Genomic DNA, 13,444 nt, shown 5'->3' with positions numbered 1-13,444 from the left:
TGCATTATATGAAAGTTAAAATTGAAAAATCTGTTAATATTCTTAATAAACGCGCCCGTTTTGAATATGAAATCCTAGAGGAGTATGAAGCTGGGATTGTACTGACAGGTACTGAGATCAAATCGCTGCGATCCTCTAAGGCTTCTATCACAGAAAGCTTTTGCCAGTTTATAGAAGATGAACTCTATGTTATTAATATGATGATAGATGAGTATAAATTGGGAACTTTTTACAATCATAAAATAAAAAGGGAACGGAAGTTGCTAATGCATAAATACGAATTGCAAAAACTTAAAAAAAAGTTAAAGGATGTTGGCAATACAATAATACCGTTAAAGCTCTATATTAATGGAAGAGGCAAGGCTAAGTTGCTTATAGCTTTGGGTAGAGGTAAGAAGCTCTTTGATAAAAGAGAAGCTATAAAAGACCGGGAAAATAAGCTGAACATCCAGCGGTTATTAAAGAAAAGTTAAAAAAACTTTGTTTATAAAGAAAAATTATATTTATTTTGCATTATCAATTATTTAATCATTTAATTCTATGAAAAATCTAAAATTAGGAATTTCAGCACTGGCGCTTACGGTTGCCTCTACTGTTTTCGCGCAAACTACTACCAATCCTTGGGTGATAGGCGTAGGTGCTCATGGAGTGAATCACGTTGCTCAAAGAAACAATTTCAGCAATACGTTCTCATTCAACAATTTTAAGGAAAACTTATTCGGTGTTTCTAAGTATTCTATTACACCACCACTTTCAAAATTGACTGTTGCAAGAAGCCTTGGTAAAGGTTTGGTTCTTGACTGGCAAACGACTGTTGGAAACGTAGACAACAAAAGATTTGGTATGGATAAGGAGTTTTTCCTTATGACAGGTCTTGGTCTTCAGTTTAAAGGTGCCGGTTTACTTTGGGACGAGGATTCTTGGTTTGATCCTTACTTGAGAGTAGGTGCTAACTACCTAAGACATGATTATACAGGATTGTCTTTCCCTGCTACTGATAGAAAGTCAGGAGAAGTTCAAGCTGCTTATGACAAAGATGGTAACCTTACAGGTAAAGCTAATCACTTTACAGTAAGTACTGGTGCTGGTATTAACTTCTGGCTTACTAAGAACTTCGGTCTTGGTGTTCAAGGAGATTATGTAACTACTCCAGTCGATAAGTCTAATGTTGCTAACTTCTGGCAAGCTTCTGCGTCTTTATTGTTTAGATTCGGAAACACAGACAGAGATAAGGATGGTATCCCAGATAAAGAAGATGCATGTCCAGATACTCCAGGTATACCTTCTGCTGATCCACAATTTAACGGTTGTCCAGATACTGATGGTGATGGTGTATTTGATAAAGTTGATAAATGTCCAGATGTTGCTGGTCCAGTTGAAAACGAAGGTTGTCCTTGGCCAGATACTGACGGTGACGGTGTACTAGATAAAGATGATGCTTGTCCTACAGTTGCAGGTCCAGCTGAAAACAAAGGTTGTCCTTGGCCAGATACTGATGGTGATGGAATATTGGATAAAGACGACGCTTGTCCTACAGTTCCAGGTCTTCCTGAATACCAAGGTTGTCCAAAACCAAAAACTGTAACGGCTAAAGAAGTTGAAACTAAACTTGGAAGTGTATTCTTTGATTTCAACAAAGCAACTATCAAAGCTTCATCTAAAGACGCTTTAGATGCTGCAGCTGAACAAATCAAAAAAGAGGGTGGTAACTACTTACTAGAAGGTAGAACCGATGCTAAAGGTGCTGCTGCTTATAACTTGAAACTTTCTAGAGAAAGAGCTGCTGCTGTAGTTGCTGCTTTAGACTCTAGAGGTGTAGATCCATCTGCTCTTAAATCAATTGGTGTAGGTGCTGCTAAAGCAACTGTACCTGCTAAAGCAAGTGATGCTGAAAGACAAGTTGACAGAAAAGTAGTTGTAACTGCTATCGAAGATGCGGCTCAATGGAATGCTCTTAAAAAGAGAGACTACGATGATCCAACTCCAGTAAAAGTTAAAAAAGCAACTTCTAAAAAAGCTGGTGCTAAAAAAGCAGCTGTTAAAAAAACAACTGTTAAAAAAAGAAAATAATTAGTAATAATTAATTTCAATATAAAAAATGCCTCCAATTTATTGGAGGTATTTTTTTGTTTTGTGTATTTTTGCATAATAAATAATCATTAAGATGGGTAGAGCGTTCGAATACAGAAAAGCTTCAAAAATGGCCAGATGGGACAAGATGGCTAAAACATTTTCAAAGATTGGTAAGGAAATCGCCTTAGCAGTAAAAGCCGGTGGTCCTGATCCCGAATCCAATCCTGCCTTAAGAAGGTGTATCCAAAATGCAAAAGGTGCCAATATGCCCAAGGATAATGTGGAGCGCGCTATCAAGAAAGCAAGTGGTGCTGATGCGGAAAACTATGAAGAAATCACTTACGAAGGATATGGACAGGGTGGTGTTGCTTTTTTTGTAGAATGTACAACCAATAATCCCACCAGAACCGTGGCCAACGTGAGAGCTATATTTAATAAATTTGATGGCAATCTTGGTAAAAATGGTGAGTTAGCATTTATATTTGACAGGAAAGGGATTTTTACCATCAATTTGGCTCAGATCAAAATGGATTGGGATGATTTTGAAATGGAAATGATTGATGGTGGTGCAGAAGATGTGGAGAAAGATGAAGAAGAAGTGATGATTACAACAGCCTTTGAAGATTTTGGTTCATTGTCACATAAGCTGGACGAACTTAACATCGAGGCAAAAAGTGCAGAATTGCAAAGAATCCCCAACAATACCAAAGAGGTGACGGAAGAGCAGTTTAAGTCTAACATGAAGATGTTGGAACGTTTTGATGAAGATGATGATGTACAAAACGTTTTCCATAATATGGAGATTACAGATGAACATCTGGAAACGATCTAACATTCCTTTTACGTTTTGATTTAATACAAAGCATATTGTGGCTCGTTATATAGTGAGCCACTTTTTATTTTGGGATCATTATATTTGCAGCCTCAATTAGATAACATGTTTTCAAAAATTACAGTTCACAGAGTCGGGAATAAAATCAACGGAGAATCATTAATGCTTTCCCAAGAGGAATTGCAACTGGAGGATGATTTGAAGGAATTGTTGGGTAATTATTTCCTAAGTGCCTTTAAGTCCGAAGAACAGTTTCAGTTTTACAGTGATTCTTATCTCGTTAATAATCCTATTTATAGTTCGGTTTCTGAGATTTTTGAAGACAAAGACAAGTTCCAATGGGAATCAGAAAACATTGCCAAGCATCTTTACGAAGCGGCAGAAAACCCAAGGGTGCAAGCTGGTGAGTTGTTTGTTGTCTATTTTCAGGGTGAGGTGATTGAATCCTCTAATGGGGATAACAAACCGATTGATTCCATAGGAATTTTTAAAACTGAAAAAAGGGAATCTTTCCTCAAGATTTTTCCTCAAAACGAATCTTTTGACATTGAGAAGGATCAGGGTATCAGCCTTTCAAAAATTGATAAAGCCGCTTTGATTTATAACAATGACAAAGAGAGTGGTTACATCCTGTCCGTTGTTGATAATAATAAAAATGGCGACATGTATTACTGGTTTGAGGACTTCCTGAAGGTGAAACAACGGGATGACGAATATTTTCATACTCAGGAAACACTTACGGTTTATAAGGATTTTATTACGCAGAAATTGCCAGAAGAATTTGAAGTTTCCAAGGCTGACCAAGCAGATTTTTTAAATAAATCCATTAATTTCTTTAAAGAGAAAGAAGAATTTAAATATGACGACTTTGTAAAAGAAGTGTTGGAGGACGAAAATGTTATCGAAAGTTTTTCCAACTTTAAGTCCGATTATGAGCAGGATTTGCAAATCTCAATTTCTGAGGATTTCCCAATTAATACACAGGCCGTTAAAAAGCAGCAACGCCATTTTAAGTCGATTATAAAACTGGACAAAAATTTCCATATCTATATTCACGGAGACCGTAAAATGATTGAAACGGGGCAGGACGAAAAGGGTAAATATTACAGACTTTATTTCGAAGAAGAAAAATAACATTGGTCGTCATTTTTATTTAATTATAAAAAATATCTACCTTTGTAACCATGCTTATCAGGAATAATATTAAAACAAAAAAACTTATAGCGGTATTCTTTGCCGCCATGTACGTTTTGGTAGTTTTGTTTTCTTCGGACTTGCATAACCACAAAGGTGAATCGTTTTTTAACAATCTGGGTTCCACAAAAACGCAAAAAACGATTTCAAAACAGCATGTAGGCAATCCGCCAGGAGATTGTCTTGCCTGTCATTTTTTAGTTGCCGGTAATTCTCTGGTTCCGGATCAGTTTAATTTTCATTTCGAGAAGCATACCCAAGAAACCGAACAGATTGTATCTGCTCAGGAAAAAATTTGGGAACAGATTAAATTCAGTTTTCAGCTTCGAGGACCTCCTTACTTTATATAAATTTTTCCGAAACAACAGCATTTCAGTTATCAAAAGATAGCTGCCACTATAGTTATAACTGTTGTTTATATTCTTGTTGATGTCAGAGATTTGATCTTCTCTGTCCCATAATTCATATATAAAGTTAAAAAATAATGAAATTAAAATATAGCTACGCCCTGTTGTTAGGGCTTATTTTCTCGTGCTTTGCTTATGCGCAAAACACATTATCAGGTAAAGTGTCAGATCAAGATAATAATAATCCTATTGGTGGTGCCACTCTCATAATAAATGACTTGCATGTACGGGTACAAACCGATACAAATGGAAATTACAATTTTCAAAACCTACCGTCATCTTCATACGAGGTAGAAGTTGTACAGCCAGGGTACAAATCCTACTCTCAGACTGTTGTTGTAAAAGGGGAGAGCAGGCAAGATTTTACAATGAGCAAAACGGCGACGGAGATTTCGGAAGTGGTGATTACAGGTTCTTCGAAAGCGACTCAAATCAAAAAATCCCCGCTTCCCATAACTACCGTTGGAAAGGATTATCTAATGACTAATATCTCTACCAATATTATTGATGGGATAGCAAGAATCCCCGGGGTCAATGCGGTAACTACCGGTCCTAATGTTTCTAAACCTTACATCAGAGGATTGGGATTTAACAGAATCCTTACGCTGTATGACGGTGTAAGGCAGGAAGGTCAGCAATGGGGCGATGAGCACGGTATTGAGGTAGATGAGTATGGGATTAATAAAATTGAAATTATCAAAGGGCCGGCAAGTTTAATGTATGGCTCCGATGCTTTGGCCGGTGTTGTTAACTTACTACCAAGCACAGTTGGTTTACCAAATAAAATTTCTGGATCTGCGCTTACCGAATATCAGACCAATAATGGGATGTTTGGAGGCTCATTATTTCTTACCGGTAATAAAAACGGTTTTGAGTGGGGCGGACGTTTTTCCAAAAGAGAAGCTAAAAATTATAAAAACGCCATTGATGGAAGGGTTTTCAACACCGCTTATAAAGAAACCGCAGCCAATGCATTTATTGGTGTCCACAAAAGCTGGGGATTTAGCCATTTGAATGTTTCATTATATGATGATTTGCAGGAAATACCTGATGGCACTAGAGATTCGCTTAGCAGAAAATTCACGCAACAAATTACTGAAGATGATGCATTTCGCCCAATTGTAAGTGATTCTGAGCTTAATTCTTATAAAATTGGTCCACTGCATCAGCGTGTACAGCACTACAGAGCATTTTTGAAAAACAGTTTCTTTTTAGGAAACAGCCGCTTAGATGCTAACTTTGCACTGCAGAGAAGCTGGAGAAGGGAGTATAGTCATCCAGAAGAGTCTTATCAGGATACTCTAGGGCTTTTTCTTAAGCTCAATACATTTAATTATGATGTAAAATACTTCTTACCCGAAATTGACCGCTGGAATATTACCATAGGTGTGAATGGTATGTTGCAGAAAAATGATGTTACGCAAGGAACTGAGTTTGTAATACCATCTTACAACCAATTTGACCTCGGGACATTTGTAACTTTCAAAAAGGATTTTAATAAGTTAAGTCTGGCGGGTGGGCTCCGCTATGATTACAGAAAATTCCGTAACGATGAACTTTTTACAAAACCTAATTCTGTAAGTGGTTTTGATGAGGCTGTGTATGGAGCGGCGAGACAAGATGCAGATCAGCCTTTTAGCAATTACACTACATCTTTTGACGGTTTTACAGGTAGTTTGGGGATTAGCTATGCCATCAATAATCAATGGGTGGTGAAAACGAATGTAGCTAGAGGCTACAGAGCTCCCAATATTTCAGAGATTTCAGCAAATGGTGTTCACCCTGGGACAGGATTTTATCAGATCGGTAATCAAAATTTTAAACCCGAGTTTAGTAACCAGATTGATCTGGGTGCAGCATATTCTTCCAAAATCGTCAATGCGGGAGCAAGTTTATTTGTAAATCAGGTTGATAATTACATTTACAATTCCAGACTTTTGACAGCCGCCGGTGCAGACTCCATCAGTGTAAGTGGCGGGCAGGATTACCCTACTTACAAGTTTCAGCAAGGTAAGGTTTTGCTTTATGGTATCGAAGGTAATCTTGATTTGCACCTTATTCCAAGGCTTCATTTTGACAACTCGTTCTCACTAATTTATGGTGATAACAAGAGTTTTCCAAAAAGCGAGAGGACTGATGAAACAAGATATGTCCCGCTAATGCCGCCGTTCCGCTACATCTCTGAATTGAAATACGACTTGGCAGAAAACTCAAAATTATTCAAAAATGCTTTTGTGAAGGCTCAGTTGCAATATACAGGAACTCAGGACAGAGTTTACAGCTACGAAAATACAGAGACGCCTACAAAAGGTTACACTTTGCTTAATTTGGGTGTCGGTACCTCTTTCATCAACCGTTCGGGTAACAATATTATCGATGTTTACGTCCTGGCAAACAACATTTTTGATACCGCTTATCAGGATCACTTAAGCAGGTTAAAATATTTTGAACAATATTCTTCTTCGCCCAATGGTCATTTGGGTATTTACAATATGGGAAGAAATATCAGTATCAAGCTTGTAAAGAATTTTTAAGCATTTTCATCTATTAATTATAAAAAGATCAATCTTAAAAGGTTGGTCTTTTTTGATGCTCATTAATTTTCAGAATTGATTATTAATTGTTATTTTTGCAACCTAAAAAATTCAATTAATGAACGTTACAGCGACAAACCACGATGATGTAAGTGCATTGCTTACGGTAACTTTGGAAAAATCTGATTATAAAGATAAAGTAGAGAAACAATTGATCAATTATGCGAAAAATGCGCAGGTTCCTGGTTTCAGAAAGGGAAAAGTGCCATTGAGCATGGTGAGAAAACAATATGAAGCAGGTATCGCTTATGAAGAGATCAACAGACAGATTTCTGAAGCGTTGAATGGTTATGTTAATGAAAACAAACTGAGATTGGTAGGTCAGCCTGTTCCTCAGCCTGTAAATGATTTTGATCACAATGCAGATTCTCTATCCGTAGCTTTTGAAGTAGGTTATGAGCCGGAATTTACAGTTGATTTGACTCAATACGAAGCGCCACACTATACCGTAGAAGCCTCTGATAAAGAAATTGCAACTAGCGTAGAGAATATGCAGAAACGTTTTGCAGAAAGAGTGCCAGAGGAGAAAATTGGTAAAAATTCTTACGTAGCATTAGAAGTTTCTCAAGTTGTAGAAGCAGAGGCAGACGGTGAGCACCACCACCAACCAAAAACTGTAACCATCTCCAAAGAGCAAAAGGAAGCTTACGACTTGGTTAAAAAATTGAAAAAAGACGATTCTGTAAAAGTTTCTAAAGAAGATTTAGTAGCAAAAGAAGAGTTGGCAAAACAATTAGGATTCAGCAAAGAAGAAGCAGAACACCTGCACCACAACGAGGTAGAGGTAACTGTAAAAGATATCTACGGATTGAACCTTGCAGAGCTTAATCAGGAGTTATTTGATAAAGTTTACGGTAAAGACGAAATCAAATCTGAGGAAGAGCTTAAAGAAAGAGTTAAAAAAGAATTGGATGAATATTTCCAACAAAATGCTGATGTACACTTTGTAAACAAGATTCTTGAGCAAGTGAACGAAAAGCAGGAAGTAGCTTTGCCAGAGGCTTTCCTTATCAAATGGTTATTGTTCTCTAACCAGAATATCACTTCTGAAGAGCAGGCCAAAGAAATTCTTGAAGCAGAAAAAACCATCATCAAAGGTCAGATCCTAGAAGGTAAACTGATGAATGATAATGATATCCAACTAGATTATACAGAAGTTTTGGGACAAGCTGAGCAATTGGTAAGAAACCAATTAGCTATCTATGGTATCCACCATTTGTCTGACGAAGAAGTTCAAAAATATGCAGCAGAAATGCTAAAAGATGAGAATCAAGTAAGACAGATTTCTTCTGAAGTAGCTATGGCTAAATTGAAAGATATCATTCTTGAAAAATCTAAAAAGATTGAAACAAAAATCTCTCACGATGAGTTTTTGGAAGAACTGAAAAAATAATCGTTCTTCTCATATTTGATAAAAAAACGCTCCGAATCTGGAGCGTTTTTTTTATGCCTTTTTGTAACTGAATAATGCTGAAAAAAAATGGTCCCTTAAAAATTCAGGAATAATTTGGGATTGATGGGCTGATTGTTTTTGTGCACTTCGTAGTGCAGATGCGGCCCTGTAGATCTACCGCTGTTACCGGATTTTGCTATAACCTGGCCTGTTGTTACGCGATCATTGGCTTCAACCAAGATTTCGGAAAGATGACCGTAGAGTGTTGCAAGACCGTTGTTGTGTTCTATGATGATGCAATGCCCATAGCCACCTTTATCGCCTGCAAAAATCACCTTGCCAGATGCAGCACACTTTACAGGGCTGCCAAACCCAACTGCAATGTCTACACCTTTGTGGAACTGCATTTGGTCTTTCTCTGCCGGCGCATTTGCAGAAGCATTTTTATCCTCTTTTACCATGTTTTGGCGCGCCAAAAGAGAGATGCTATCTTTCTCTGTAGTTTTTGCCGTTTTTGCAAGCTCATTAGCTTTAGGAGGAATCGGGTTTTTTCTGATGCCAAAATTGGACGAGATATAGCCGTCTGTAGGGATTCCCAAGGGGATTTGCTGTAATCTTTGCTCTAGATCTACAAGATACTGGCTATAGCGGTTGCTTACTTTTGCCAGGTAAACTTCATTTTCCAGGCTATCTTTGGCAAGACGTTCAATTTGAAGGTCCGAGGCGTTTTTGGATTTTAGAAATCCGTCAATATTTCTGACGCTTTGATCAACAATGGCGAGGTCTGTCTTTAGTTGTAGATGGTCTATACTGTCTTTTTCGGTATTGATTTTGACAATATTTACATCATAGACTTTGTCATCTTTGCTATTGTACATTTTTGCAATCAGCAAAGCTTGAAAAAAGCAGATAAAGAGAAGCAGGATGAGAACAATATTTTTTTTCTTCTTTGATTTTAAGAAATTTAGCATCAATCAGTTTTAAATGGATCGCAAAAGTAAGAAATTTTATTTTTTGAAATCATTCATTATCTTCAATCTAGGTTCTTGATATTCATATTTTGTTGTCAATCTCATTAGAATTGTCAATAGATAATTGATCTAAAATTTAGGTTTCCGATTTGATGTTATCTCATTTTATTACTGTAAACATATAATTTATATTAGATTTGTAATTACTTAAAAAGTCCAATCATAATGACAAAGAAATTGACTAAAACCTCAAAGAATACACGAGTTGGCGTTTTAGGAAGCGGAAGTTTTGCCACAGCGATTGTAAAAATGCTGTTGGAAAATTGTAAAACGGCTCATTGGTGCGTTCGGAATGAGTTTGTGAAAGGTGCTATAGAACAACGTGGCCACAATCCTACTTATCTTACAACGGTATCTTTCAATACCAAAAAACTTAGCCTTACAACGGATATTAATGAGATGGTATCTCAGTGCGATGTTGTTATACTGGCAGTTCCTTCGATTTACCTTGCAGAATCTATGGAAAAATTAACTTGTGATTTTCAAGATAAACTGTTTTGTTCGGCGATTAAAGGTATTGTTCCGAAACATAATGATATCGTTGCCCATTATTTAAGGGATACTTTTAAGATTGGATTTAAGAATCAAGCGGTTATTGCTGGACCATGTCACGCAGAAGAAGTGGCTATGGAGCGCTTATCTTACCTTACGGTAGCGGTTGCCGAACATGAGGATGCCGAGGTGATGAAAGATATTTTGTCTTCCTGTTATATCAAAGTTAATACAAGTAAGGATATTCTTGGTAATGAGTATTCGGCGATTCTTAAAAATATTTATGCCATCGGGGCTGGTATTGCAAGTGGATTAGGCTACGGTGATAATTTTATTGCAGTCTATGTTTCTAATGCCATTCGCGAGATGGAAACTTTTCTAGAGGCGATCTATCCGGAGCCTAGAGACGTGAATGACAGTGCATACCTTGGAGATCTTATTGTTACAGCCTATTCACTGTTTTCAAGAAACAGGAATCTGGGGAACCTAATTGGTAAAGGTTACACCGTGAAGTCGGCAATTCAGTCTATGAGTATGGTCGCAGAGGGCTATTATGCTACCAATGGAATTTATTCCATCTGTAAGGATAAAAAATTAAAACTACCAATCATCAATACGGTGTACGACATCCTTTACGAAGATAAAAATGCAGAGAAACAATTTGCAAAACTGACCGAAAGATTGACCTAAAGTAATTTCTGCCAACAAACGTTAATTATATTAGGAGTTTGCGGATTGGAACAAATCTTGTAAATTTTCTGCTCAATAAATTAACATTCAACACAAAATGAAATATTCAAAATTTAAATTGGCTCAGGAAGCGATTAAGCACAAGGGTTTTCTTCAAAAGATACCTTCTGTATTTCGCATGTTCAAATTGTATTACAAAGGTGAGTATAAGATGAAATTTACAGATGTCCTTTTACCAGCCTTAGCTTTAATATATGTCATATCTCCCATTGATGTTATTCCAGATTTTATTCCTGTGATTGGCGCTTTGGATGATCTTGCAATACTGGCATTTGCAATCCCTCTCCTGATGAAAGAAGTAGATAAATTTCTGCTTTGGGAGAGTATGAAAAAGAATCCCAAAATAGTGGATGCAGAGATTATAGAATAAAAAAATCCGGTTCGTGAGAATCGGAATTTTTATTACCTCTGTGCTCTCACGTTCTTTAATCATTGTACATTTGTAAAGAATCAATTCATTTAATATATGTTTAGGCTTAAGGTATTCTTTTTATTTTCAATTTTTATTCAATCCATCTTGTTAGCTCAGGTTTCTGCTCCCTCATATACATTACCAAAAATCAAGTCCAGCATTACGTTGCCGGTCTCTTTACCTGTTTCTGAAATTAATAATTTGATCAATCAGTCCGTAAAAGGTGTATTGTACGAAGATCAATCCTTTACCGATAATAATAATGACCAGTTCAAAGTTAAGGTAGAGAAGCAAGGCAATATTGCGTTGAAAGCGTTAACCAATAATAGGCTGATGATATCGGTGCCGCTAAAAATTTGGTCAGAAAAGGGTTATGGAACCTTGGGATATTATCTTTATAAAGATACCAATTTTAACCTGATCATGAATTTTATCACCAGTATTTCGGCTACGCCGGATTGGAAACTGGCTACCAAAACTACCACCGCAGGCTTTGTCTGGACACAGAAACCAGTTTTGGATTATGGGAAAGTCAAGATTCCGATTGCCAGTTTTATAGAATCCACATTAAAGGAACAACAAAGTAAATTCACGGATTTGATTGATCAGCAGGTTAAGTCAAAATTTAACCTTCAGCCTTATCTCGTAATGGCTTGGAACCAGTTTTCTAAACCGATAAATATCTCCGAAGAGTATAATACATGGCTCAAAATCACACCGCAGAATACTTACATGGCACCTTTGCAAGTATTTGCAGACAAGATTAAAACCACCATTGGGATCGATCTCTATTCCGAAACATATGTAGGGCAGATTCCCTTGGGCAGTAATGATGTGAGTACTGTACCAAATTTTACAATAAACCCTAATCTACAGAATATATTCAACCTGCAAACTACAGCTAATATTGGTTTTGATGAAGCTACAAAACTGGCCAGGCAGCAGTTTTTAAATAAGGAATTTCCCCTAAATAATAGTAAGAACACAGTAAAAGTGGATGATATAAAGGTTTATCCCGAAAAAGATCAAATCGTGATAGAGGTGAAAGCCGAAGGAGCGGTTAATGGGACAGCTTTTATTAAAGGAAAACCGGCTTATGATGCAGTTAATCATAAAATTGTTCTCACCAACACCGATTTTAATTTGAAAACTAAAAACCTACTTCAAAAAATGCTTACGGTACTTTTTGAAGGGAAAATCCGTCGCATGATAGAAAAAGATTATGGTATCCCTTTGGCAGAAATAGAAACAACGTCTAGAAAGAGCCTAACCGATAATTTTAATAAAGAGTACTATAAAGGGTTGCGCCTTCAGGGAAGAGTATTGGATCTTAAACCCACGCAGTTTTTGCTATCAGATAATTATATTACCGTGGTAATTGACACCAAAGCGCAATTGCAACTGAATATTTCAGGATTGAACTTTTAGAATCCTTATAAAATAAATGCTTCTGTTAAGAAGCATTTATACTAGTATTTAAGTGTCGTTTCAAGGGCAAGTTCCATCATGGTTCTCAGAGCTTGTTCGCGCTGGTCTGCCGAGATGAATTCTCTTGTAGGGATGATGTCGGACACGGTTAATATGGTTGCGGCATTTTTACCAAGATGTTGTGCATTGGCAAACAGAGCAAACGCTTCCATCTCTACGGCTGGGCAATTATATTTTTCTGCAATGGCAGGAACAGCAGGGTCTTTCCTGTAGAAAATATCACTAGAATGGATATTGGTAGGTATTATATTGAGATTTAATTCTTCTGCCGTATCGATAATATTACCGAAAGCATTGCCCTGAGAGGAGATTAACTCATCTTCTATTCCCCAAGCATATTTGGCATAGGTACTTTCGCTGGCTGCATTTTGTACATTCAGGATGTCGAATAACTGCAACTCTGTACTGTAGGCACCACAGGTTCCGATGCGGATGATGGTATCTACTTCATATTCTGTAAACAATTCATAGGAATAAATGCCAATGCTGGGAAAACCCATTCCGCTGGCTCCAACTGTGATGGTTTTATCTTTATATTTCCCTGTAAAAAAGTAGATATTTCTGGTTTTGCTTACCAAATGGACATCGGTAAGATAATTATCGGCAATGTATTGGGCTCTTAGCGGATCTCCCGGCATTAGAACGGTTTTGGCAATTTCCCCTTTCTTTGCGCTGATATGGACACTCATAATAGATATTTTTAGAACCGTGAATATAATTATTTATACTCTGATTTTAAAATGCTTTTTTCATAAATATGCTAATCGGCAATTGTAAT

General features: G+C 37.0%; 12 protein-coding genes. 10 read left to right on the top strand and 2 right to left on the bottom strand.

What is annotated here, in order from left to right; translation table 11 throughout:
* Positions 1-8: 8 nt before the first annotated feature.
* From smpB to AC00Y6_RS09255, 7 genes are all read left to right on the top strand, one after another.
* On the top strand, positions 9-473 hold the full coding sequence (gene smpB / locus AC00Y6_RS09285; protein ID WP_474490341.1) for an SsrA-binding protein SmpB: 465 nt from the start codon (positions 9-11) through the stop codon (positions 471-473).
* 67 nt (positions 474-540) lie between these two features.
* Positions 541-2,070 (top strand): OmpA family protein, encoded by a 1,530-nt coding sequence (locus tag AC00Y6_RS09280; protein WP_474490340.1) that lies wholly within the window; start codon positions 541-543, stop codon positions 2,068-2,070.
* Positions 2,071-2,164: 94 nt separating this feature from the next.
* Positions 2,165-2,905, top strand: a complete 741-nt coding sequence (locus AC00Y6_RS09275) for a YebC/PmpR family DNA-binding transcriptional regulator (RefSeq protein WP_474490339.1) — start codon at positions 2,165-2,167, stop codon at positions 2,903-2,905.
* Between the two features lie 105 nt (positions 2,906-3,010).
* A complete protein-coding gene (locus tag AC00Y6_RS09270) occupies positions 3,011-4,039 on the top strand; it encodes a nucleoid-associated protein (RefSeq protein WP_474490338.1) in 1,029 nt (342 codons plus the stop codon).
* Positions 4,040-4,089: 50 nt separating this feature from the next.
* The gene (locus AC00Y6_RS09265) at positions 4,090-4,449 is read left to right on the top strand and encodes a hypothetical protein (protein WP_474490337.1); all 360 of its coding nucleotides are present in this window, start codon (positions 4,090-4,092) and stop codon (positions 4,447-4,449) included.
* Between the two features lie 134 nt (positions 4,450-4,583).
* Positions 4,584-7,040: a TonB-dependent receptor gene (locus tag AC00Y6_RS09260; RefSeq protein WP_474490336.1), complete on the top strand. Its 2,457-nt coding sequence runs from the start codon at positions 4,584-4,586 to the stop codon at positions 7,038-7,040.
* A 118-nt stretch (positions 7,041-7,158) separates the two neighbouring features.
* Entirely contained in the window at positions 7,159-8,493 is a 1,335-nt protein-coding gene (locus AC00Y6_RS09255) for a trigger factor (protein ID WP_474490335.1), read from the top strand.
* Between the two features lie 95 nt (positions 8,494-8,588).
* Here the strand turns inward: AC00Y6_RS09255 and AC00Y6_RS09250 are convergent, their stop codons facing one another.
* Positions 8,589-9,464, bottom strand: coding sequence for a M23 family metallopeptidase (locus AC00Y6_RS09250; RefSeq protein WP_474490334.1), 876 nt, complete (start codon positions 9,462-9,464; stop codon positions 8,589-8,591).
* Positions 9,465-9,689: 225 nt separating this feature from the next.
* On the opposite strand from AC00Y6_RS09250, the gene AC00Y6_RS09245 reads away from it, so the two are divergent.
* From AC00Y6_RS09245 to AC00Y6_RS09235, 3 genes are all read left to right on the top strand, one after another.
* The gene (locus AC00Y6_RS09245; protein WP_474490333.1) at positions 9,690-10,706 is read left to right on the top strand and encodes an NAD(P)H-dependent glycerol-3-phosphate dehydrogenase; all 1,017 of its coding nucleotides are present in this window, start codon (positions 9,690-9,692) and stop codon (positions 10,704-10,706) included.
* 97 nt (positions 10,707-10,803) lie between these two features.
* Positions 10,804-11,136 (top strand): YkvA family protein, encoded by a 333-nt coding sequence (locus tag AC00Y6_RS09240; RefSeq protein WP_474490332.1) that lies wholly within the window; start codon positions 10,804-10,806, stop codon positions 11,134-11,136.
* A gap of 96 nt (positions 11,137-11,232) precedes the next feature.
* Positions 11,233-12,606, top strand: a complete 1,374-nt coding sequence (locus AC00Y6_RS09235; protein WP_474490331.1) for a DUF4403 family protein — start codon at positions 11,233-11,235, stop codon at positions 12,604-12,606.
* A 41-nt stretch (positions 12,607-12,647) separates the two neighbouring features.
* On the opposite strand, the gene deoD is transcribed toward AC00Y6_RS09235, so the two are convergent.
* Positions 12,648-13,355 (bottom strand): purine-nucleoside phosphorylase, encoded by a 708-nt coding sequence (deoD, locus tag AC00Y6_RS09230; protein ID WP_474490330.1) that lies wholly within the window; start codon positions 13,353-13,355, stop codon positions 12,648-12,650.
* Between the last annotated feature and the right edge of the window lie 89 nt (positions 13,356-13,444).

The sequence above is a fragment of the Epilithonimonas sp. genome, assembly GCF_056329745.1.
The sequence above is the reverse complement of the archived record's forward strand: the minus strand, read 5'-3'. Positions and strand labels throughout refer to the sequence as shown.

Excerpts from the sequence above, each read along its gene's own strand:
- AC00Y6_RS09250 (WP_474490334.1), bottom strand. The coding sequence starts at position 9,464 with ATGCTAAATTTCTTAAAATCAAAGAAGAAAAAAAATATTGTTCTCATC.
- AC00Y6_RS09280 (WP_474490340.1), top strand. The coding sequence starts at position 541 with ATGAAAAATCTAAAATTAGGAATTTCAGCACTGGCGCTTACGGTTGCC.
- AC00Y6_RS09235 (WP_474490331.1), top strand. The coding sequence starts at position 11,233 with ATGTTTAGGCTTAAGGTATTCTTTTTATTTTCAATTTTTATTCAATCC.
- AC00Y6_RS09265 (WP_474490337.1), top strand. The coding sequence starts at position 4,090 with ATGCTTATCAGGAATAATATTAAAACAAAAAAACTTATAGCGGTATTC.
- smpB (WP_474490341.1), top strand. The coding sequence starts at position 9 with ATGAAAGTTAAAATTGAAAAATCTGTTAATATTCTTAATAAACGCGCC.
- AC00Y6_RS09275 (WP_474490339.1), top strand. The coding sequence starts at position 2,165 with ATGGGTAGAGCGTTCGAATACAGAAAAGCTTCAAAAATGGCCAGATGG.
- AC00Y6_RS09240 (WP_474490332.1), top strand. The coding sequence starts at position 10,804 with ATGAAATATTCAAAATTTAAATTGGCTCAGGAAGCGATTAAGCACAAG.
- AC00Y6_RS09270 (WP_474490338.1), top strand. The coding sequence starts at position 3,011 with ATGTTTTCAAAAATTACAGTTCACAGAGTCGGGAATAAAATCAACGGA.
- AC00Y6_RS09260 (WP_474490336.1), top strand. The coding sequence starts at position 4,584 with ATGAAATTAAAATATAGCTACGCCCTGTTGTTAGGGCTTATTTTCTCG.
- deoD (WP_474490330.1), bottom strand. The coding sequence starts at position 13,355 with ATGAGTGTCCATATCAGCGCAAAGAAAGGGGAAATTGCCAAAACCGTT.
- AC00Y6_RS09245 (WP_474490333.1), top strand. The coding sequence starts at position 9,690 with ATGACAAAGAAATTGACTAAAACCTCAAAGAATACACGAGTTGGCGTT.
- AC00Y6_RS09255 (WP_474490335.1), top strand. The coding sequence starts at position 7,159 with ATGAACGTTACAGCGACAAACCACGATGATGTAAGTGCATTGCTTACG.